This is a genomic window from Rhodococcus sp. Q1 (assembly GCF_004153645.1).
Lineage (GTDB): Bacteria > Actinomycetota > Actinomycetes > Mycobacteriales > Mycobacteriaceae > Rhodococcus > Rhodococcus gordoniae.
Genome location: NZ_SDMJ01000010.1, coordinates 57,172 through 77,671, shown reverse-complemented (window position 1 = coordinate 77,671; position 20,500 = coordinate 57,172). Strand labels below are relative to the sequence as shown.

20 protein-coding genes, 2 pseudogenes and 1 other annotated feature are annotated in these 20,500 nt (G+C 63.2%); of the genes and pseudogenes, 9 read left to right on the top strand and 13 right to left on the bottom strand.

The window, feature by feature from the left end:
• Window positions 1–5: 5 nt before the first annotated feature.
• Window positions 6–875: a hypothetical protein gene (locus EQ874_RS20935; RefSeq protein ID WP_129978031.1), complete on the bottom strand. Its 870-nt coding sequence runs from the start codon at window positions 873–875 to the stop codon at window positions 6–8.
• A 354-nt stretch (window positions 876–1,229) separates the two neighbouring features.
• On the opposite strand from EQ874_RS20935, the gene EQ874_RS20930 reads away from it, so the two are divergent.
• From EQ874_RS20930 to EQ874_RS20920, 3 genes are all read left to right on the top strand, one after another.
• Window positions 1,230–1,673, top strand: coding sequence for a hypothetical protein (locus EQ874_RS20930; RefSeq protein WP_129978030.1), 444 nt, complete (start codon window positions 1,230–1,232; stop codon window positions 1,671–1,673).
• Between the two features lie 219 nt (window positions 1,674–1,892).
• On the top strand, window positions 1,893–2,882 hold the full coding sequence (locus EQ874_RS20925; RefSeq protein ID WP_129978029.1) for a hypothetical protein: 990 nt from the start codon (window positions 1,893–1,895) through the stop codon (window positions 2,880–2,882).
• Window positions 2,879–3,700, top strand: coding sequence for a hypothetical protein (locus tag EQ874_RS20920; RefSeq protein ID WP_129978028.1), 822 nt, complete (start codon window positions 2,879–2,881; stop codon window positions 3,698–3,700). Before EQ874_RS20925 ends, EQ874_RS20920 begins: the two co-directional genes overlap by 4 nt.
• 1,007 nt (window positions 3,701–4,707) lie before the next feature.
• Here the strand turns inward: EQ874_RS20920 and EQ874_RS20915 are convergent.
• A complete protein-coding gene (locus EQ874_RS20915; protein WP_129978027.1) occupies window positions 4,708–4,965 on the bottom strand; it encodes a hypothetical protein in 258 nt (85 codons plus the stop codon).
• Between the two features lie 37 nt (window positions 4,966–5,002).
• Here EQ874_RS20915 and EQ874_RS22985 point away from each other — a divergent pair, with 37 nt between their 5' ends.
• The 3 genes and pseudogenes from EQ874_RS22985 to EQ874_RS20905 all read left to right on the top strand — a co-directional run bounded on the left by EQ874_RS22985 (window position 5,003) and on the right by EQ874_RS20905 (window position 6,744).
• Entirely contained in the window at window positions 5,003–5,170 is a 168-nt protein-coding gene (locus EQ874_RS22985) for a hypothetical protein (protein ID WP_165369297.1), read from the top strand.
• 149 nt (window positions 5,171–5,319) lie between these two features.
• A complete protein-coding gene (locus EQ874_RS20910) occupies window positions 5,320–5,790 on the top strand; it encodes a hypothetical protein (protein WP_129978026.1) in 471 nt (156 codons plus the stop codon).
• A gap of 148 nt (window positions 5,791–5,938) precedes the next feature.
• Window positions 5,939–6,744, top strand: a pseudogene (locus tag EQ874_RS20905) (IS5 family transposase).
• A gap of 667 nt (window positions 6,745–7,411) precedes the next feature.
• On the opposite strand, the pseudogene EQ874_RS20900 reads toward EQ874_RS20905, so the two are convergent.
• The 5 genes and pseudogenes from EQ874_RS20900 to EQ874_RS20880 all read right to left on the bottom strand — a co-directional run.
• Window positions 7,412–7,818, bottom strand: a pseudogene (locus EQ874_RS20900) (IS3 family transposase); the annotation flags it as partial.
• Window positions 7,451–7,582 (bottom strand) — a sequence feature (AL1L pseudoknot). (Overlaps the previous pseudogene by 132 nt.)
• Window positions 7,819–8,023: 205 nt before the next feature.
• Window positions 8,024–8,464, bottom strand: a complete 441-nt coding sequence (locus tag EQ874_RS20895) for a GNAT family N-acetyltransferase (RefSeq protein WP_129978024.1) — start codon at window positions 8,462–8,464, stop codon at window positions 8,024–8,026.
• Window positions 8,461–9,744, bottom strand: a complete 1,284-nt coding sequence (locus tag EQ874_RS20890) for an MFS transporter (protein ID WP_165369300.1) — start codon at window positions 9,742–9,744, stop codon at window positions 8,461–8,463. The genes EQ874_RS20895 and EQ874_RS20890 overlap by 4 nt, the downstream gene beginning before the upstream one ends.
• Complete coding sequence (locus tag EQ874_RS20885) at window positions 9,722–10,630, bottom strand: iron-containing redox enzyme family protein (RefSeq protein ID WP_242496866.1); 909 nt, start codon at window positions 10,628–10,630, stop codon at window positions 9,722–9,724. The genes EQ874_RS20890 and EQ874_RS20885 overlap by 23 nt, the downstream gene beginning before the upstream one ends.
• 119 nt (window positions 10,631–10,749) lie before the next feature.
• On the bottom strand, window positions 10,750–11,739 hold the full coding sequence (locus EQ874_RS20880; protein ID WP_129978021.1) for a hypothetical protein: 990 nt from the start codon (window positions 11,737–11,739) through the stop codon (window positions 10,750–10,752).
• A gap of 443 nt (window positions 11,740–12,182) precedes the next feature.
• Here EQ874_RS20880 and EQ874_RS22980 point away from each other — a divergent pair, with 443 nt between their 5' ends.
• A complete protein-coding gene (locus EQ874_RS22980; RefSeq protein ID WP_165369296.1) occupies window positions 12,183–12,353 on the top strand; it encodes a hypothetical protein in 171 nt (56 codons plus the stop codon).
• Between the two features lie 160 nt (window positions 12,354–12,513).
• Here EQ874_RS22980 and EQ874_RS20875 read toward each other — a convergent pair whose 3' ends face one another.
• From EQ874_RS20875 to EQ874_RS20850, 6 genes are all read right to left on the bottom strand, one after another.
• A complete protein-coding gene (locus EQ874_RS20875) occupies window positions 12,514–13,698 on the bottom strand; it encodes a glycosyltransferase family 87 protein (RefSeq protein ID WP_129978020.1) in 1,185 nt (394 codons plus the stop codon).
• A 172-nt stretch (window positions 13,699–13,870) separates the two neighbouring features.
• Window positions 13,871–14,446, bottom strand: a complete 576-nt coding sequence (locus tag EQ874_RS20870) for a hypothetical protein (RefSeq protein WP_207213599.1) — start codon at window positions 14,444–14,446, stop codon at window positions 13,871–13,873.
• Window positions 14,447–14,506: 60 nt separating this feature from the next.
• Window positions 14,507–14,911 carry a hypothetical protein gene (locus EQ874_RS22975; RefSeq protein ID WP_165369298.1) on the bottom strand — a complete coding sequence of 135 codons (405 nt, stop codon included), beginning with the start codon at window positions 14,909–14,911 and terminating at the stop codon, window positions 14,507–14,509.
• 46 nt (window positions 14,912–14,957) lie between these two features.
• Entirely contained in the window at window positions 14,958–15,197 is a 240-nt protein-coding gene (locus tag EQ874_RS20860; protein ID WP_129978019.1) for a hypothetical protein, read from the bottom strand.
• A 23-nt stretch (window positions 15,198–15,220) separates the two neighbouring features.
• Window positions 15,221–16,066 (bottom strand): hypothetical protein, encoded by an 846-nt coding sequence (locus tag EQ874_RS20855; protein WP_129978018.1) that lies wholly within the window; start codon window positions 16,064–16,066, stop codon window positions 15,221–15,223.
• Window positions 16,063–16,734 carry an NYN domain-containing protein gene (locus tag EQ874_RS20850; RefSeq protein WP_129978017.1) on the bottom strand — a complete coding sequence of 224 codons (672 nt, stop codon included), beginning with the start codon at window positions 16,732–16,734 and terminating at the stop codon, window positions 16,063–16,065. Before EQ874_RS20850 ends, EQ874_RS20855 begins: the two co-directional genes overlap by 4 nt.
• 478 nt (window positions 16,735–17,212) lie before the next feature.
• Between EQ874_RS20850 and EQ874_RS23295 the strand changes: the two genes are divergently transcribed.
• Both EQ874_RS23295 and EQ874_RS20840 read left to right on the top strand, forming a co-directional pair.
• A complete protein-coding gene (locus tag EQ874_RS23295; protein WP_129978016.1) occupies window positions 17,213–19,387 on the top strand; it encodes an AAA family ATPase in 2,175 nt (724 codons plus the stop codon).
• Between the two features lie 4 nt (window positions 19,388–19,391).
• Window positions 19,392–20,480, top strand: a complete 1,089-nt coding sequence (locus EQ874_RS20840) for a 5-methylcytosine-specific restriction endonuclease system specificity protein McrC (RefSeq protein WP_129978015.1) — start codon at window positions 19,392–19,394, stop codon at window positions 20,478–20,480.
• The last annotated feature ends 20 nt before the right edge of the window (window positions 20,481–20,500 follow it).

Genomic DNA, 20,500 nt, shown 5'->3' with positions numbered 1-20,500 from the left:
AGCCATCAGGAGAGGAAGTCGTTGTCGACGTCGCCGCGGTATAGAAACAGCTCACCAGCACTTTTCGGGGCGGCTGCGTCGACCTGGTATCCCAGCACGTTCACGCTGATGTCGCCCTCGATCAACCCGAGTCGTCGAACTGAGCTTTCAGCTCCGGACAGCATCGTCATCAAGCTCGCGATCGGTGTCGCGACTTGAGAGAGGGCGTCAGTCAGGACCAGTCCGTCGTCGATGTTGAACACCGCGGCGGTGTTCGTCGAGACCTTGAAGCCGTCGAACGCTGGCGGTGAGATCGTGGCCGATGGGACCAGACGGACCTGCCCCGGCGGGTTGATCAGTACAGCTTGTGGAGCGTCGGGGAGTTCAACGGAGAATCCGCGTGGGCCGCGACCACTCGAAGGAATGGTGTGCGTCGTCGTCGGAATCCCGGCCCAGTCGTGCAGGTTCGTGGCTTCTACCCGGATCTCGCCGAACCGCTGGGTTTCGTCAGGGATGTGGTCGCCGACGAGACACCAATCCATTCGCATCTCATGGTTGCCTGGAGCCTCCTCGTCAGGCATCGCGAATCCGATTGAGCGGCGGCGGGTCGTGCGCACGCCCCAGAGAGTTACCGCGCTTGGGTTCACCGCAAGCGAACCCAGAACGGCGAATCGAGCAGGCTCCGAGTCGTTGTTGCTTCCGACCCATCCACCGCTCGGCTGCTGACTCCACCTCACAGTCGGCGTAAAACCTGGACTCACCTCCAGAGTGACGCGATTGTCGCTGAACCGCAGTACACCGGTCCGTTGCGGGCTTTGTCCCTTGCCGTTCGAGTCAACGACTTGGAATTGACCGATCGACTCCGAGGTCGGATCTGGAAACTTCTCAAATGCCACGGACAGGATCCGTATTCGAGCCAGGCACTGTCACCGTGAGACCCGTCAGTTCGAACGGGGCGTGGTGCTGCTCTGGTTGCATTGTGCACGAAATGCTCGACTTCGATGGATAATCTGGGTTATCCATGATTTATCGCAGTGGCGGAACTGCGCAAGGGTGACCCCGCCAATCAGCGCCATCCTGCGATCCGAAGGACGCCACGTCGAGAGGCCGTCAAGCCCGCTGGCACGTGCGAGTTGCTACCGGGGATCCTCTGTGGGGTCGGAAACCGGGTTCTGGACCACTGTGTGTGATGGTGCGACACTGCGACTCAGGGTAGAGATCCTGGCAATTCCGCCTGGCAGACTTCGGCCATGGACCGGAACCGAGGCACCGGAAACAACGGTCGCCACGAGTACTACAGCACCAGCGACGTCGGTGAGGAACTGCCGACCGTCCGGCACGGTGACTTCGAACAAGCGGACTGGGATATGCGCTTTTTGTCCGCGCTGACCAGACATCTGTCGGCACGACCCTGGGACACTGGGGTGTACGAGATCGAACGGCTGAGCTGGGCGGATTCGGTCATGACGTTGGTGGTGCGGGTATGGGGTCGCGATGACTCCGGCGTGGTCGGTTGGCGCGAACACCTGCCCACAGTCCGAGCAGGTTTCGCACCCGACGATCCGGAGACAGTCGCGAGCGCCTGGCACACCGGCGAGTTCTGTCCCAGCTACCTGCCGCACCCGTATTCGCCTGGCCCCGACGGTATTCACTGGATCGGGACCCGGCGACCGTCTCACCCCGACAACCGGTGATATCGGCCTCGCCGCTGGATCGTCACGGAAGGGTGGACCAGAACCGGACACTGTCACGTTAGGCACGCCGGCGCCGAGCCGCTCCACCGTTCGGTGCCCGCTCGTGCCTCCAGTCGACCCAGCGACCGGGCGAACTTCGACATCCTTATACGCTCTAGCAGCTAATACAAGATAAAGTAGGATTGCTCATCTAAGCTTGTACACGTCGAGGGGACGAGCATGGCCGAAACATCACAGCTTCTCTCCGGCGCGATCGCGCTGCTGCGTCGTGCCGGCATCCGCCTTGTCTCCGGTTCCCTCGACGCCTGGGACCTGACTCTGCCCGACGGCCGGGAATTGCCGACCCGGGTGCGCATATCCCGGCGGCCACCCACCCCCACGGTCCTCGCCCGGCTGCTCGCCGAACCGGGCCCAGCCCGGCGCGTGCTCGTGGTAACCCCACACGCCACGGCGCATCTGCGCACTCTCGCGACAAACGGCGAAATCGATCTCATCGCCGTGGACGAAGACCTACTCGTATTCGCCGGCGCGCGCTACGACGTGACCGAAAACGCAACCCCTACATCCCCTGCCGCATCTGCTGCCCGGGGCCGCAAACCCTGGGTGCGCTGGGCTCTGGCCCGGGTCCTGCTGCTCTCGGATAGGGCGCAAACCCAACACCGGCTCGCCGAGACACTGGAGGTCTCCCAGCAGGCAGTCTCATTCGCCCTCAAACAGCTACAGGCAGTGCGGCGCACCGAGCACGGCTGGTTCGCCGCATCCCCCGAGGAGTTGCTCGCGGACTATCTGGCCGGCTATCCCGGTCCCGGTGGCGCCGTGACCTACTGGTACGGCCTGGATCCGGTGATTGCACAGGCCACCGCCGTTGTTGACTTCTGCGCCCGGCAGGATGTGGCAGTGTTGGTCAGCGGCGATGCCGCGGCCGATGTGTACGCCCCATGGCGGCTGCCGACCCGGGCGCTGCTCTACACCGATCGGTTCGTCGACCTGAGCGCCGCGGGCTTCAGTCCCGCCACCGAGGCCGAACACACCATGGCCGTGCAGGTCCCCGCCGATCCGACCCTGTGGCGCACCGCGGAGATCAGCGAGCCAGTGCTGTTGGCCGATCCGCTGATCACTGCGGGCGATGTGCTGCGCACCGGTGGCCCCGATGCCGCCGAAGCCGCCGATCATGTGTTCGCCACGATCCGACAGAAGGCTGCTCTGTGACTGATATGGCCGAGGTGGAGATCCTCGCCGCGTCGAATGCCGCCGACCGCGGCCTGCGGGCGTTGGCCGATCTCGCCGCCGCTGCGGCCGGGGCCAACTATCGGGTCGTCGGCGGGCACATGGTGCACCTGCTCGGTCGCCTCTACCCCACCGACACCGCTGCCCGGGTCACCGCCGACGCCGATGCCGGCATGGACCCTGTCGCCGCAGCCGACGCCACCTTCCACACCGCGCTGCTCGCCCGCGGCTATCGGCTGGTGACCGGCAACCACTACGAGGCACCCTCCGGCGACGACACTCCCCTGTCCGTGGATCTGCTGGTTCCCGGCACCGGTGGTCGCCGGCTCGAACGCATCGAATACGCCGGGCGCGGCTTCGACGCCATCCCCGGCCTGACCCTCGCGCTTGCCTCCGACCCTCTACGGGTTCGGGTGCGAGCACGGTTGACGACCAGCGAGACATTGCGTTTCGAGGTGCCGGTGCCCGGCGTCGAGCAGGCGGTGGTGCTCAAGGCGCTCGCCTGGCGCAGCCGCCTCGCCGCCAAGGACATCGCCGACCTGTGCACCCTGCTGTCGATCACCCACGAACACCGAGACCGGTTTCCCGATTGGAAGCTGCACACCGCCCGCACCGGCGCCCGCAAGGACGCAGCCCGGGCGCTGCACGAGCTGGTCACCATGCTCGACCGTGGCCAGCGCATCGACGGGCTGACCATCGCCCCGGCGCGTCTGTCCGGTCTCATCCGCCGCTACGTTGCCGACCCACGCGCGACCCCGACCACCTACCGATACCGGCACCGCGCAGCACGTCGCTCGTGATCCCAGCGGACAGGAGGCGTTGCTGTCTGCTCTGCGCGCCGCCGTGTCCGGTCATCCACCACGCTCGAAGCCCGGTACACCCGGCGGTAGTACGACCCCGGCCCAGCCGGAGCCACCCGACCACAGTCCCCGGGCGGGCCCCGACCTGGGGCCGTGACCACGGCGTTCATCATTCGAGGGGATCTCCGGCCTCGCACTTTCCGCGACATATGCATGCGTGGCTCGCGATGCGTGCACGCATCGCACGCACTGCACGCATCAGGTGGATGTGGTTTCATGAAGTCCTGGGTCCCGCCACTGGTGCAGCTCACGCGGTCAGGACCGGTACAAATCCCGGCGGGAATAGTCTGAGGCACGGTCGCGTTGTACTGGCCCGATCGGGTGCGTCTTCGTGTCCCCCGGGCTCAACCCTTTGCCTTCGCGGAGTTCCGTTCGGCTGGAGCCGTGCTGCGCCTCCGCCGAGAGGCGACCGAACGCACCCGATCCTTCTTCTCTTCTGCCTTCGCCGTCAGGGCGTCTGTGACGGCATGGCCCGTGCCCATCTGCCTCACACCGCATTCGGGCGGCACCGAGAGCTCTTCAACGCTTTGTCGATGCGGTCATGGAGCCGTTCCGCACCTCGGTCCACCGCAGGAAATTTGCCCGGTTCGGGTCGTCGGGTACGCCCTGCGCGCGGTGGCGGAGACCTTCAGCCCAGCGCAGACACATCGCCGGTTACCAGCCGGAGTGGACGGCGATGCTGCAGTCGCCGAGTAACCCAACACTGACCACAGCAGAAAAATTCACTGCCGCGCGCGGCGAGCGGGAGATCTGCCGTTTCAGACCGGGTAGTCGACGACGCCCACACCCTTGGCGTAAGCGTCGACGCACTCTTGGCTTGTACGGGACCGGATCTCACCTATCAGGTGTCCACGGCTGCGCACACGTCGTCGCTTCGCGGCCTGCATAGTCTCTGCCACAATACTTTTCGTGTCATTTTCGCCACCTCACAGGCCCCTTGGGACCGTTCATTGCGGCGGTATTGCCGTGCGGGTTGGATAGATCCGCACAGCATAGGTACGGGCGTCGGCGGCGGTGTAGCCGGCCAGGGCGACCGCGTGGGCAGCGACGTCGGGGTCTTCACCGAGACTGACGAGTTTGGCGAGGGCGAACTCCTCCGCACTCTGACGGCTCGGTTGAGTGCATTCGGCGAAGAACCTCCCTGTGGGGATGTGCTGGAAGTCCACCTCGTGCGGGGCGTTGCTGTCAGGCGCGGATCGTTTCATAGAGAGGCGCTGTCCCTGCCGTCGGTGAGAAGGGCGGGTGGGCTGCGATGATGCCACGGGCCTGGCGATCGGCAATGTCGTCAAGCAGCTACGACCGTTGCGCACCTCCACGATCGTCATCAACGGGGCCACCGAGTCGTTCCCGCCGCAGATCCCGGCCGCTCAGCAGAGAATTCTCGCGGATCTCGACTTCACGGGGTACTAAAAATGTCCTAAGTGACCGTTTCAGAATGACGGCCTGCTGCCGGAGTATTTCGAGTGGGTATGGAGAAGATCGAAGGGCGCGAAGGCTCGGGAAGCGTCGTCTACCGTGTGCACCACGGCACGCGTTGATCACACTTCGGAGGTGTACCCATGGAGTTCTACTCCCTGGTCTTGCCGCGTTCGGGCCTGTCGATCCAATGGCGGGAGGACGACATGATGCGCATCGATCCCGCGTCCACAATTGAGAACGAATACTGGTCGCCGGTCTCCGTCATGTACACCACCGATCCTGAGAGTTTCCCGCACGAGATCAAACAGCAGGTCTGGCCCGGAGACAGCCCCGACCCGACATGGTGGCTGGTGATCGGGGCGCTGAACACACCGACAGCGGCAGCGGCTCAGCTCGCCGACGGCACCGCCGTCCCGGTGCACCGCTTCGGTCCACTGGTGTTGTGCGAATGGACGAGCACCCCACAGCGGCTGACGTTGACGCTCGGGTCCGTCACCCACACATTGGCGCCGTTTCGAGCACCGTCGCGGGGTCCGGCTCCCTATCCGTACCCGCGTTCCGATACTCCCGGCGGCGAGGGAGGCTGGGTCGATTTCCCGCGACTCGAGTGAAGTACCTGGTTACTTCTCGCCCACGTGGTTGATCGTTCCACGCACATCAAGCTCTATGAGCAGCAGTGACAGGACGAACTGAGGCGCCCTATCAATAACGATGTGGGTGGCAGTGGCGTCGGCAACCAGTGTCGGGCACGATGTTCCGATGCCTAATGATCTTGTTCCTGACGATCTGTGGCAGCGGATAGCGCCCTTGCTGCCGCCCCGCCCTGCGCGCCGTTCCCGCTTCCCGGGACGCACCCATCGACGATCGTGTCGCGCTCGGTGGCATCCTGTTCGTCCTGCGCACCAATGTGAGCTGGCGTGATGTTCCGGCCGAGACGATCGGATGCCGCGGCATCACCTGCTGGCGCAGACTTCGGGAATGGACCGAGGCCGGGGTGTGGCCGCGCCTGCACGCACTGCTCCTGACCGAGCTTCGCGCCGCGCATCTACTCGACATGGACGACGTCGCCGTCGACGGCTCGCACGTGCGAGCCCTCAAAGGGGGGCTCACACGGGTCCATCACCGGTCGATCGGGGCCGTCCGGGCAGCAAACATCACGTGCTCGTCGACCGGCACGGCACACCCCTGGCGGTGACGCTGACCGGCGGAACCGGCACGACGTCACCCAGCTACTGCCGCTGATCGAGGCAATCCCCCACATTCGCGGACGGCGAGGCAGACCCCGGCACCGGCCACGCCGCTTGTTCGCCGACCGTGGCTACGACTACGACAAGTACCGCGCTCTGCTGCGCCGGCACGGGATCACGCCGAAGATCGCGCGCCGCGGCGTCGCGCACGGGTCCGGTCTGGGCAAGGTCCGCTGGGTGGTCGAGCGCACTTTCGCCTGGCTGCACCAGTTCAAACGCCTGCGCGTCCGCTCCGAGGTACGAGCCGATCTGCACCAAGGACTACTCGAACTCGCCTGCAGCATCATCTGCTTGAGGAGACTGAGGACGTCATTCTGAAACGGTCAGTAAGTCGGGGGTGGGTCGGGTTCGACGTCCGGCGCAAACGTCCCGCGGTGGCCAACACCGCGATCGCCCGTGAATTCGCCGGCTGGTGTTGGTTACTGACGGTGCTCGAAACCTGACAAGAACGGTTCGCCGCTGCACATCCGGTCGGCGAGTATGGTCCTCGACCCGTCGGTCGGCAAGGTCGGTTCTCCTCGCTGCACTGCGGGGACTCCACCTTGCCTCCACTCCGTGGTCGACGACCGACGGAGCACGGACCGGGCCCGCACGGGGGAACCTCGACACGTCCGACTGAATCATCCGGGTCGGTGGCGGCAGCGCCAGGGAGTGATCCGCGCACTATGAGCAATCCAACCCCTCACGGTGGATCACGCTCGACATTAGACGAGCGAGCCTACTCCCCAGCCGAATAACGTCCTGCGGTACCTAACCCGCGCATATCAGGGTGACCACGCGTCGAAACCGACACGCTCGCCACCACCCGAAAATCAGCCGGACCCCAGAGGCGGCGCCCCGCGACGACGGTCCCCGGCGCCGCCTTACCCTGCATTCTTGACAAATCGACGTCCATATCAGTGCGTGAAAATCAGCTCGCTCGCGACGAGAACCAGCAGGTCACAGACGTGAGCCGTCACTCATGTCGAATACGTGAGCCAACTCAGGAGATCCGTCCGCGGGCCTTGGCCTTGGCGTATGTGGACGGGGCGATGCTGATGCCGTGCTCGGTGAGCACGGCACAGATCAGGTCGACCCCGAAACGCTCCCGGTGGGCGTCGGTATAGTCGACGATCACCGCAGTCGGCGGTCGACCTCCGCCGCCGCGAAAAATGCACTCGCAGTCTTCAAAATCTCATTGGCCCTACGTAAATCGGCGTTCTCTTTACGCAGTCGGCGCACCTCGTCGAGGTCGGCATCGCTGTCCGGCGTCGCGACGGTCGGGGAATCCTTTCGCTCTGTGGCTTCGGTCCAGTTCCGCAGTGTCGCCAGCGCGATGTCGAGCAGCTCGCCGACATGGCGACGGGCTGCAGTCTTCGCGCCTCCGTGTTCGGCGATCCGGTCCCGATACATCCGGACCGCACGTTTCTGAGTCTCCGCGTCCTACTTCCTCGGCGCGAGGCATACCAGCATTCTCCTTGTTGGACCAGGAGCCCCCACCTCACCCAGGACCGTTCGTAGTGCGTTCGTGCGGGACACCGTGAAATCCGGAGTCGATGACTGGCCACACCACGCAATCGACATCGTTGCTTGACCCTGTATGAGCTGTGGCTTCACGTCATTCCAGCACGATCTGATCGGTCGGCTGAGCGTGTTTGCTCGGGCGCTCCATGTATGTCGGGCCGTAAGCGACAAAACCAAATCGGGAATAGAGAGGCTGCGCGTCCGCTGTATGCAGCATCCATCGGAAATCCCCTGCGTCGGCATCCGACAATAGGTATTCGAGTATTGCGCTTCCGATGCCTGTACCGCGATGCTCCGGAAAGACGAACCCGTCTGCGATGTATCCGTAGCTGACGCCGTCCGAGGACACTCGGACGGCGCCGATCAGCTGTCCCGAATCCGACGCTCGCGCAACGTAGACTTTCCAGGCCCTATCGAATTGGAATCGAATTTGATCTCGCGAGCGCCACCTATTCCAATAGGCGTCCTCAAGGAGGAAATCGAGGATACGCGAAAGTTCCGCTTCCGACAGCTGGGTGTCTATCACTATGCTCATGACTGAACTATCGACTTTCCATCAGGTGTTCCTAGGCTTACGGTGCCTCGGATCGCTGTCATGTACACCCCCACCGTCGCGACTATACCGAGCGCTCCTATCAGAGACAGAGCTACGTACGGGGGCATCACTGAGCTGAGCAATCCCCAAACTAACGCAGCCACTCCTTGAATTCCAAGGAATATTAGAAATTGGACGCTAAGTACCGATCCTCGTACAGTAGGCGGAGCAAGGCGTATCGTTAGTACATCTAATCCCGGCAAGCACATAATTCCAAAACCTGCGATGAAGACGATCGCGATGGTTAATTCGAGGTTTGGTTGCGTGAAGAAGATGATTGGCGCACCGGAAAATAAAATAGCTGCCGGGAATATCAATCGAACGCGGGTTTCGGTCGACAACCACCGTGATGCAACGATATCGCCAAGGACCATCCCTGCCCCGCTAGCGGCAATGATTAACGAGAGGAGCGCTGGATCGCGCCCAATCGAAGCAACGTAGGGTGCAGCCAGTGCTTCCACGCTTATGGCGAAGCAGGGAGTAAGCCATCCGAGAAGAAGTACGCCAACCAGCCCGGGCGTGCCTATGACCCTGCTGAACGCCTCGCGTACGCCGACCCCGCCTTTCTCCGATTGCTTGTTTTCAGAAAAATTGATCACACGCGGAACACCGACTAGCACCAGTATGGCCAGGGTCGAAAAAGTGGCAGCATTAAACAACAGTGCTTCGCTCACACCCAGAGCGATGATGAATGCTCCGCCTACGAGGGAACCAACCACCTGTGTTGCTTGAGAAGAAATTCTGAGAAGGGCGCGTCCAGCAACGTACATATCCTCCTGGGGAAGGATTTCTGGTAAAACTGCTGCTCTCAAGCCGAAATAGATAGCGCCAAAGATGCCGACAATAAGCATGGCTGTCAGCGCGATCCATACATTCGTCAAATTCATTGCCAATAAGGCTGTAAGGGCGGCTGGGACAAACGCGGTAATCAGCAAGCTGTTCCGAGGCCTGAATCGCCGAACTACCCACGGGACCGCCGGAACGCTGATCAGGCTTGGCACGAACGCTAAGCTATAGGCGACCGAGGTCAGAAACGCGGATTCGGTCGTCTGAAATATCCACGTAGCCAAGGCGACGGACGCCACGAAATCGCCGATCATAGATACTGTGTGGCCGGCGAAGAGAGCGGCAAACGCGCGGTTTTGAAGCAGATTTCGATACGTAGGTTTCTTGGCCGTGGCCAGGCCGCCAACGTCGCTACCAGACACGAAGCCTGACATCTTCCGATTCGCCGTACCACCCGGAAATTTCCTGCCCTGTGGCAACCAGGTGTTCGCACATGTCCGCCACACATAGGAGTACTTCGTGCGCTTCTTCGGCGCCCACATATTCGACGGTCGACATCAAGTCGAGAGAAATCGCCTCGTGCTCCTCATCGTCGTTCACATCGGAATGAGCGCTTATTGGCTTCCAGAAGTCCTGCGGTAAGCCCAGCCGTTTCGCGTTTCGCAAAAATGCCTCGTTAAATTCCAACTGCGGCTCTTCGAGGACAAACAGTGTAGCTTTCATTGCGAGTGGGAAATGGTAGGCGTAGATCCCCAAGGAAGTCATCATCGAGAATGTTGCCGGCAGCGGCTGGATTGCCTGCCTCCGGGGATCAATCCCTACAGCCGAAAGCGACTTCAAGAGCATTCGATCATGGTTCTGCTCGGCCTGGTAGAAGCGCCGAAATGCCATCGTGGTCTCGTAATCATCGGCATGAGTAAGTCCCGGTGCCAAAACTCGTGGACAAAACGCAACGACGTGGTAGTATTCGATCGCATACCCAATCAACTCGGCCTGGGTAACGGTGTCATCGAGGAGCTTTTGGGAGATCTGTCGCGGGTAGATCTCAGCGGCCTGAGCAATAACAGCGTCGTATACGCGGCGAGCCTCGCGATACAGTTGCTTGCCGGTAATCCCTTCCGGCGAGATCGATGGTGATTCTGTCAGAAAACCACCCTCATCCAGCTCTTTGAGTGCATCTTCGATTGGTAGACCAGGGTACTTTGTGAGCAGTGAGTCCCGTGACGCACCACCGGCCGACAGTTCTAAAGAAAACGCTTCGCCCTGCTCGTACTCCGAATCGCCGAGAAAAGAAAAAGTTATTTCCCGCTCCCCCAGCATAAACGTCAAGCTCTTCTCATTCTTAACTAATGAAACGGTATCCCGAAGCTTGGGTGTTTGGACGTGCGTTGCAGTACCAGCTGACATTCCTGCGCCTTTCTTAAATGTGATAGCGGATACTAGGGCAACTCGCGAATTAGCGAGTAACTGGGTTCGGAATAATAGTCATACACGCCGTCGTAGAAATCGCGGTACAGTTCGATGAACAAAGGCACCTGCCCCTTAAGTCGGGCTATGGTCCGCTCATCCTGAGCGGGAAGCATCGCCATAATTTGACGGCTCACCGAACCGTGATCGTGCCCATTGTTGATCGCTGCGTGCCGCCGGAGAGGCTCAATGAACGCCGCTGGCACCCCTTTTGTCTCGGCTGCCTCGATGAACGAATCTGTATCTTCGCGCGCGGCGACCCCTCCCTCGAGGGAGCTGATGGTGCTGAAGAAGAAAACGGGATCGGTACGCGCCCACCAACCCAAAGCGTTTACGAGCGCTGTTGTTGTCCGCAGCGGTCGACTGCGCCGAACTTGATCAGGCGTCAGACCGATTGCAGAGAAGGCTTCGAGCACGATGTCGTCATGCTGATGCTCTTCGATATAGAACTCGTTGACACGCTTCCGAACGGCACTATTGCTCGGAAAGGTTAGGATTGCGGAGTCGAAGAGGTTCTCACGGTATAAAAAGTGCCAGTTCTGCAGAGCGAATCCGTAATACACATTTTCCGGAACCGCTGCAGGAGAGGTGCTCAAATTTCGCCAGAAGCGCCCGCCTTCGACGTAAGTCTCGAAGCCGTCGTTGATCAAGCCTTCCAATTCAAGTTGTACCTCGATCGCTCGCTTCGTGCCCCGGGCACTCGGAGGATCGTCGAGGAGGTTCGCACTATCCAGTTGCCGGAGGATGTCGGCAATCTCGGATAGTGGGAGATTGCTCATCTTCGCCAGTTCTTCACGGCTGCGTGTCCCGTCGAGGCTTCGGAGCACTTTTTCGAAGTCTGTGAGAGACGGGTGGCTCACCTCATACTCGATTCCTCGGGTGGTGGTGAGCGTCAGCGAGTCGGCCTGGGGGTCTCTGGTCACCGTGGCGGCCAGGAGTGGGGATGTAAAAGTATTTGACACGATATTCCTTGGTGAGTCGAGGCTCGTTGACGAGGGCGCCCCTCGGCCCGCAGGAACGCGGGCCAAGGGGCGCCTGGCGCGTCCTCAGAGGTGGACGGCGACAGCGACAATGGTGCGCTTCTTCTTGGTGATGGTCATGAACTTCACCTCCCCCATGCCTGTGCCTTGCAAACAACCCAACCGGTTGGTTTGGTCGATGGGCGACTCTACCTTACAAGCACCCACTTCGCGCGATTTGAAGTGAGAGAGATGAAATAAGTTGGCGCAGAATGATATTCATGTACCGTATGAGTGGCCAGACCCAGGTTAGACGATTTGAGGGGCTGGGCCGGGACCTCACTCACGTGTAACAGTGGGTTGCCGACAGGAAACGGGTCCTCGCCGGTAGAGCCACAAGATGTGTGAGGTCCCAGCAATGGATCAACGTACGAGTATCGGATTGGATGTGCACGCACGATCGGTGGTCGCCTGCGGCCTCGACGGACGAACCGGAGAACTGTGCGAGCGTCGACCTGTTCGAGCGTCGTTTCACTCCGGACCACGGCGAGATCCTCTACTGCACCCCGGAGAACTGTGGTCCCGTATGGGGTGGAATGACGATCTCCGCGTCGTAGACGACTGGCGGTAGGTACATATTTCGATGTGCGTTATTCCTGCTTTGAGTGAGTGAACAGGCCGGCGGGGTGGGCTGTGCGCCACTGCTCGAGCCTGGTTACGCCAACTCGGCTTCCAAACGGGAGATCTTGCTGCGCACCTCAATGTTCCCACCACGCTCTACGTAGCGGCCGCTCGCACCCGTTTCTCCTCGACACCTGCATGCGCACGAGGTCCCGCTGCGGTGAGAACCGCACAGATGGTGGCCAACAGCAGCAACCATCCTGCTGGCACCCTGAGGATCTCGATGTGCGCCCCGAGCCCACCAAGATGTGGCGAGTACCAGTTCTCGTCGGAACCGAAACCATAGATGGCCAGCCACGCCGGCCACACCCGCACACTGGAACCGACGAGCACGACGCTACCGGCCAGCGGCAGCAGCGCGATCGAATAATCTCCGTGGCTGTCCGGAGCGAGCAGACAGCACGCGAGAACCAGGACGCCACTGGCCGTGAGCAGGAACAGCACCTCGTTGTGACGCTGCCGGATACAGACCAGGGCCACTGCCGCGATGGCGACGACTGCGATCACCACCGCCACCCCCACGGTCAACCCTGTTGGAAAGTGCAGATATTCGGCCCACGCAAAGAACGAACGATCCGCGGCGTCGACGCCACCAAGCGCGGATATACCCACCCCGTCACCACCGTCGAGGCGGATCCACACCAGCGCGGTGGCCGACCCCGCGATCGCTGCTGCGAGAACCGTCTCACGCCACCGACGCTGAACCAGCGGAAGCGCCAGTAGCGGCGCGAAGACCGGCATCGATGCCACGACAATCCCGAGCCCGACACCAGCGGCGAGCTGGTGCCCGTGCACCGCCAGGTACAGCCAGGCCACCAATGCGAGCAGCACGAAGGCACCGAGGTCACCGGTGAGCAGAGTGTCGGTCACCGGACCGCAATAGAACCCGACGAGCAGAAACACCGGCGCCAGGACCGACCGTATCGGGACCTGCAGCAGACGCAGCAACAACGCCCACGCGCCCAGGAGCGCCAGAACGCTCAAGGCCAGTTCCACCCACCGGGCCTGGTCCGGAACGAGGACGGCCCATGGAGCGGTCAGGATGATGGCGCCGGGACTCAGGACTGCATCGCTGGCAGCGGCTGTCGTGTGTGGGTTGAGGAAACGGAACGAGGCGTCGTAGAGGGCGAGGAACCGGCCGGGAGTCGGATCGACAAGCGACCACCAGATGCGTTGCAGGCCCACCATCACCGCCAACGGCCACACGATGTACGCCACCATGTCGGCGAACGAACGAGCAGTTCGCGGCTCCAACGCACGAATCAGACGACGCGTAGTCATGCCCGCGAGGTTACGGATACCACAGCTCGGCACCACCCGGAAGGTCCGACTCCACGAGTTTGGTCTTGGGTGTTTCCGTAAGGCCAACTGGACTTCCTGCTACACCGGACCTTTGTGGAGTAGCAGAACGATGACGGCAGCACCGCTGGTGGTAGACCCCTTCCGCCGTGCGCTATTTCTCTGCTTCCCCGCGAAGGTTCAGATCCGCACGACGATGTGCCAGGTAGGTGTGCCAGTCACGTTTGGCGATGCGGACCCACCGCACGGCAGTCTGCGGATGAATTCCGAGCAGATCGGCCAGTACAGCGGCCGGAAGGTCGGCAGCCAGGGTTGCCAGCGCGGTGTTGCGGCCGGCCAGGGGCGTGATGCCGTGCTTGAGCAGGCGTGCGCCGTGCCCTTCCGGGGTGACCGGCCGACCACTGTGGAAACCGGGGAACAGCGGCATGGCGGATCGATCAGCGACCGGGAGGACCGAACGGTTGGTGTCGGTGCGAGGAAGTTGCTTGAGGAGCACTCCCAGGGCCGGGGGAACAAGCAACTCGTGACGGCCCAGACGAATGTACTGGTCACCGTCACGGACATGCACGTGATCTGTACGCAGGTCGAGCACTTCGGGCAGACGCAGCCCGAACAACAGGATCAATGCTCCGGTAACTCGCAGATCGACGGGGATATCGGGGTCGTGGAGACAGCGATGTAGCTGTTGGGTGTAGTTGGCGGTGTCGATGAAGTTCTTCGGCTGCCCCACTTTCACCGCAGCCCGGGCCGACCACGCCGCGGCACAGGACCGCTGGCAGCAGCAGCTCGATCAGGCCGCCTCGACCCACCGAGAGCAGATCGCCGGCGTCGAGCACCGAATCGCCGCGCTCACCGGGCAGCTCGACGAACACCGCGAGCGGCTGACCCGAGCGATCGCCGAGAAAGACGCCGCGGCGCCACCGCAGCCGAACACACCCGGCGGCTCGAAGCCGAACTCACCGCCGCCCGCAACGCCGCGGCAGCCGAACGCGACCGCGCCGAGACCGCCCGCGCCGACGCCGCCGCCGCACACGCGCAAGCCGAAGCCGCCCTCGAACGTATCGCCGAACTCCAGGACCTGCGCACGCCCCCGGCCCGCCCCTGAACTTCCAGCCGGCTCCAGGTACTGCCGCTGCGAGAGTTGGTCGACCTCGAGGTTCGAAGGGGTCGACCTGGCATACTTCCATCCAGCCATCTCCGCCGTACCCCTTGCGGCGGGGATGCTTTCTGCGGTCAGGCACTCACTCATCGCCGACCAGGGCGGCGACGTCGTAGACGGCCTGGGGTTTCGTCTGCCCACCTGCGTCCGGCCGGCCCTGCGTGATCGCAACCGGGGCGAATCCGTAGTAGTCGACGCCGTTCCAGTCCCGGTCTCGACGTGGATCTCGCAGCGCCCGCGCTCGGACGGGGTCCCGTTCGCGGCCACCGCAGGAGCCGCTCAGCACTGCCTGCCGGTCGAAGTCGGTCGAATGTGATCCCATCACGGCCGGGCAAGGGGGCGATATCAGTCCCGGGATGCGGACTGTGCCTGGGGCCACACCCGTTTTTTCATCGTGTCGATGGCGGCGGCGATCTCCTGCCCCCTGGTGGTCCACGAGTTGTCGCAGTAGAGCTCTGCCAGCTGCGCGCACAGCACGGCAGTGGCGTGCGTGAGCAAGTCGAAAGCAAGGCTTGCTTGGGCGATGATGGTGGGTTCGTCGTGGGGGTAGTCGATCCGGTCCGGCGAGGCGTGCACATCGACCGCCGGGGCGGGCAAGCGACAGGCCTCGGTGTCGGCTGCGGTGCGCACGGATCGGATCAGCTCGTCCACGACCGAGCGTCCACTCCCGTCCCGAGAGTCCTTCCTCGGGTATTCAACTGGTGGTGTGTGTGGGGGTGTGTCCACGCCGAGGATCTGCGCGACGTGATCGCTCTGTATGTTCTCGGCGTGCAGCGCATCGACGGCCAGGATGCTGCCGGCGTCGACGAGCGGGGAGGTCACCAGGCGGGTCAGGGTGTGCAGGTCCGCCGCGGCGGCAGCCAGTACCGCCCATGTCGATCTGTGGTGGCAGCGAGTCATCAACGAGGCAGCGTCGGACACGGTGGTGCAGATCCGGATGAACAGGGTGGTGCTGCAGGTGACCTCCAGGTCGGGTTCGGGCAGCAGCGGCGCAGTATGGTCAGCGAGTCGGGTGCGTGCTTCGCTGCGCAGTGCCTCGAACGGAGCATCCAAGGATGCCTGCACGGTGGCAACGGTGGCAGCGACGATGCAGGCGGTGTGGTCGATACGGCGGTCGGCGGTGGGCGGGTGACGAAGCTGCCCGACGAACGCGTCGAGCAGCTCCCCCACCGGAGGGTGCGAGATGCTCATGCGGCGTCTCCGAATTCTCCGGTGGCGGTGCAGCGTTCGTAGGCGGCGCGGTCGAGTCGATGGGTCCAGGTGCGCATGTCTGGCAGGAAGATCCCGCCGCGCTGTCCCCAGCACGCGGATTCGAAGCGGACGTCGGCGGCGATCACTCGTCGTGCCGCGGGTAGCAGGTCCCGGTCGCCGGTGAACGCAACGATCGCCTCGGCACGTCCGGAGCGGGCCGCATCGTCCATGGCGAACGCCAGGGTGGTGTCGACTTCCTTCTGCCGGAACCCGCCGTCGGGCAGGTACTGCAAGGGTCGCAGGTGAACGATCACCTCGCCGCTGGTTTCGACCCGGCGTTTCCAGGCGAGCATCCGATGATGGTCGAGCGGTCGACGAGCCGGGTCGTGGAGGCCGTCGAAGACGTGCACGGTGCCGAGTTCACTGGGCCAGCATCGCAGCGCCAGGATCTCTCGGGCGGTGGTGAGGGGATCCGGAGTGCGAGATCCCACGCGCCAACCGAAGGCCGTGTGCGCCGAGCGGATGACGTACCCCATGTCGAGGAAGACATCGACACGGTCCGGGACGGGCGCGGATCCGATCGGCCGAGCCAGCGAGGAAGGGAGGGGCACCAGGCGCAACTGGGGGCGGGGGTTGAGGGCATGGCGGGCTGACGGGGAAATGCTCATGATGGTGATCCTCGATCCGAATGGTGTTGCGGAACTTGATGGTTGCGGCGCCGGTAGACACGACGCTAGCGCACCCCCACCCCGGCCCGCCACTGACGAAAGCGGCTGGGAAGCAACACATTTAAGAATTTTGCCGCTGTGGCAACTGTTTTTGTGTTGTCAGCAAAATCCCATGTCAAGGCGCAAATACTTATGACGCTTTTTGGGCGAGAAAGCTCCAATTAATTAGAAAATTCGGCGACCAGCAGCGACGCTCCCCGGCGAATCCGTCCGGAGCGCCACGTCGACAGGTCGGCGCCAGCGATGCGACGGCTCGCCGACCCCCTCGAAAGCGCCAACTCTCCAAGGTATTGTGATTTTGGTCACAGTCAGCAGTATTGGGGCCAGTTCGACGTCTGATGCGTTGCCTCCCGGGCGGGTCGGACGCGTCGAACGTGCTTACGGCAGCCGCGGCCGAGTGTGATCTACGGTGCGAGATGTGACGGAGTTCTGGGGGATTCACAACGACCAGCCGAGTATCGACCCGGTGGCCGATGGGGCGGTGCGCCTGGGCTGGGACGAACTCGGAGATCTCGCGCTGCTGGACCCGACGAGGGACGCGTTCAAGGAAGCTGTAGCTAGCGCCTTTCCGGACAGGCCGGAGTCGGTGGCGTCCTGGGCCGGCACCCTCTACCGGTTCGTGCATGCCGTTGGTGCGGGAGATGTCGTGGTGTGTCCGGACCGGGCGACGCGGACGATCAACATCGGCCGGATCCGCGGTGGGTACGAGTTCCATCCCGAGGCCGACCAGTATCGGCACTGGCGCCCGGTCGACTGGCTCGCGACCGGGATTCCGCGCGACGAACTGTCGGTCTCCGCGCAGAACCAGATCAGCGCGGCCTTGTCATTGTTCACTCTCACCACCGCCGCAGACGAGATCGCCCGACTCATCGACGAACCACGCCCGGTGACCGAGCAGGACGACTTCACCTGGGTGCCGTTCTACCATGAACTCGCCGATACGATTCGGACGTTCCGCGACGATCGACACGGACTGCTCGAGCGCGTGTGGACGGTCGCCGAAACACCCGGCCTCGAGCGGTACTTCCGCTATCTGCGCACCGATCAAAGGGAGGACGGCTCGCGCGGAGCGCTCCGCGACATCGATCCGTTCACCGTCTTCGGCCCGTTCAACCGCGGTATCACCGACTCGGCCCGCGCCCGGATCGCATCGAGCTACCGCACCGTCTTCGAGATCACCGCTGCAGCACCGGCCTCGTTCGCCGGAATACCGGTGGTCAACAACTGGAACTCGTGGTTCATCCGCTACGAAAACGAACGCAGCCCCGGTGAAGTCGACCATTTGTGGGACTTGGCCGATGCCGCCATCGCCTACGCCGCCGCCGGCAACGAGAACACCCGCGAACGACTGGTGGCCGCCTTCGACGCGGCCGCCCGCGGAAACACCCGGCAACTGTCCATGGGGATCTACTGGATCCGTCCCGAAACCTTCGCTGCCTACGATCAGGTCAACGCCGGGTTCCTGACCGCACAGTATCCCGAGTTCGCCACGACACTGGCGCTGCGATCGAAGATCGACGGGGAACAGTTCCTGGCGAACACCGAACAGATCCAGACGTGGGTCGGCGACGACAGCACGCCGTTCACCTCGATCCCCGAGTTGTCCGCCGCCGCCTGGCGCTACGCGAACATCAAGCACGAACCCAGCGCCGAACCGCATGACACCACCTTGTCGGTGGCGTCCGACAGCGACCCCATCGCGGGGGACATCTACACCCTCGACTCCATCGTCGAAGACGGGTGTTTCATCCCGCGCCCCGAACTCGACATGATCCAGGAACGCCTGCTGGCGAAGAAGAACCTGATCCTGCAAGGCCCGCCGGGCACCGGAAAGACCTGGCTGGCACGACGGCTGGCGTGGACGATCTGCAACGAGCGGGGCAGTGACCGTGTCAGCGTCCTCCAATTCCACCCTTCCCTGTCCTACGAAGACTTCGTGCGCGGATGGCGCCCGGCGGCCGGAGGTCGCCTCGAGCTGGCGGACGGACCGTTCCTGGAGCTGTGCCGACATGCCGATGATCGCCCCGACGACAGCCATGTGCTGGTGATCGAAGAGATCAACCGGGGGAACCCGGCACAGATCTTCGGCGAACTGTTGACCCTTCTCGAGGCGGACAAACGCAATCCGGACAACGCCATGCGCCTGGCCTATCCCCGCCACGGCGACGAGCGCTTCCACATCCCCCCGAATCTGTATGTCATCGGCACGATGAACCTCGCCGACCGGTCCCTTGCCCTGGTGGATATGGCCCTGCGCCGCCGCTTCGCCTTCGTCGAACTCGAACCCCAATTCGGCAGTGCCTGGACCGAATACGTCAGCGGGCTGGGTCACGACCTGGAAACCCTCGAACGCTTCGGGGCGCGCATGCAGGAGCTGAACACCCGGATCGCCGAAGATCGGGGACTGGGCCGGCAGTTCCGTCTCGGGCACAGCTTCGTCACCCCCGGTCCCTCGCACGCCGCGGCGACCCTGACGACCCGGCAATGGCTCGACCGGGTGGTGCACACCGAGATCACACCGCTCCTCGAGGAGTACTGGTTCGATCGCCCCGACACGGTCGACGACGTGCTCACCACACTGCGCGAGGTGTGATGCGATGAAGATCCCGGTCCGCAACCTGTGGCTTCTGCAGTTGTTCGCCTCCGATCTGTACCGGCATCACGGCCACGAATTCGCCGGTGCGGAACAGATCACCGAGGACCTGCCCCAGCTCGTCGCCCGGATGCTGGCCGACGAAGTCGAACACAGGCTGCACACCGGCCTGTCCGTGGGCTTCACCCGCACGGTGTCGGACCTGACTCGGGTGCGGGGCCGGATCGATGTCCTCGGCACCACTGGCCACCGGCTCCTCGAACGGGGACAGGTGCGATGCCGCTACGACACCCTGGTCACCGACACCGCAGCCAATCGACTCGTCCGCGCCGCGCTGCGCGCCGCCGCCACATGGATCCCGGATCGTCCCCGGTACCGATCCTTGGCGTTGCAGCTGGAAGCGGCGGGAGTGAGCGGACCTGCCCCACGACCGGACATCGTGCCGTCACTGCGCCGGCAGCGACTGCTCGCCCGCGACCATCGGATGCTTTCCCTCGCCGAACTTCTGCTGACCATGTCGATTCCCGATCCCGGCGAGGACTACTTCGTCACCGTCGCCCCCGACGATTCGGACCACTACCTACGCAAACTCTTCGAACACGCCGTCTACGGCTTCTACCGCCACACTCTCGAACCTCGAGGATGGACGGTCGAACACGGCACCCGACTTCGCTGGAGCATCGAGCGGATCTCCGACGGTATGCAACCGGTGCTGCCCGGGATGTACACCGACATCACCCTGCGCGCACCGCTACGTCCGGGCGCGAAGATTCGGCGGCGGGCGGTCATCGACACCAAGTTCACGGCCATCACCCACGCCGGAAACTACCGGACCACCACCTTGAACAGCACGTATCTATATCAGATCTACGCCTACCTGATGTCCCAACAGGAACAGAGCGACGAGCACCGTCACGCCGAAGGCCTCCTGCTCCATCCTGTCGTCGACGGGTACTTCGACGAAGAAGTGGTCATCCAAGGGCACCGGATCCGATGTGCCACCGTCGACCTGCGTGCCTCCGGTGAGGTCATCACCGAGCACCTGATGCGAGCTACCTCCCCCATCCAACGCTCCCGCGATCCCTCCGTCTGACTCCACCGACGACCACCGTG

What these genes read in the sequence shown, in the direction of transcription:
- EQ874_RS20840 (WP_129978015.1), top strand. Translation starts at nt 19,392, where the DNA reads ATGAAGATCCCGGTCCGCAACCTGTGGCTTCTGCAGTTGTTCGCCTCC.
- EQ874_RS20850 (WP_129978017.1), bottom strand. Translation starts at nt 16,734, where the DNA reads ATGAGCATTTCCCCGTCAGCCCGCCATGCCCTCAACCCCCGCCCCCAG.
- EQ874_RS20915 (WP_129978027.1), bottom strand. Translation starts at nt 4,965, where the DNA reads ATGAAACGATCCGCGCCTGACAGCAACGCCCCGCACGAGGTGGACTTC.
- EQ874_RS20855 (WP_129978018.1), bottom strand. Translation starts at nt 16,066, where the DNA reads ATGAGCATCTCGCACCCTCCGGTGGGGGAGCTGCTCGACGCGTTCGTC.
- EQ874_RS20885 (WP_242496866.1), bottom strand. Translation starts at nt 10,630, where the DNA reads ATGCTGGGGGAGCGGGAAATAACTTTTTCTTTTCTCGGCGATTCGGAG.
- EQ874_RS20890 (WP_165369300.1), bottom strand. Translation starts at nt 9,744, where the DNA reads ATGTCAGGCTTCGTGTCTGGTAGCGACGTTGGCGGCCTGGCCACGGCC.
- EQ874_RS20895 (WP_129978024.1), bottom strand. Translation starts at nt 8,464, where the DNA reads ATGAGCATAGTGATAGACACCCAGCTGTCGGAAGCGGAACTTTCGCGT.
- EQ874_RS20930 (WP_129978030.1), top strand. Translation starts at nt 1,230, where the DNA reads ATGGACCGGAACCGAGGCACCGGAAACAACGGTCGCCACGAGTACTAC.
- EQ874_RS20910 (WP_129978026.1), top strand. Translation starts at nt 5,320, where the DNA reads ATGGAGTTCTACTCCCTGGTCTTGCCGCGTTCGGGCCTGTCGATCCAA.
- EQ874_RS22975 (WP_165369298.1), bottom strand. Translation starts at nt 14,911, where the DNA reads ATGGCTGGATGGAAGTATGCCAGGTCGACCCCTTCGAACCTCGAGGTC.
- EQ874_RS22980 (WP_165369296.1), top strand. Translation starts at nt 12,183, where the DNA reads ATGTGCACGCACGATCGGTGGTCGCCTGCGGCCTCGACGGACGAACCG.
- EQ874_RS20925 (WP_129978029.1), top strand. Translation starts at nt 1,893, where the DNA reads ATGGCCGAAACATCACAGCTTCTCTCCGGCGCGATCGCGCTGCTGCGT.
- EQ874_RS20875 (WP_129978020.1), bottom strand. Translation starts at nt 13,698, where the DNA reads ATGACTACGCGTCGTCTGATTCGTGCGTTGGAGCCGCGAACTGCTCGT.
- EQ874_RS20860 (WP_129978019.1), bottom strand. Translation starts at nt 15,197, where the DNA reads ATGGGATCACATTCGACCGACTTCGACCGGCAGGCAGTGCTGAGCGGC.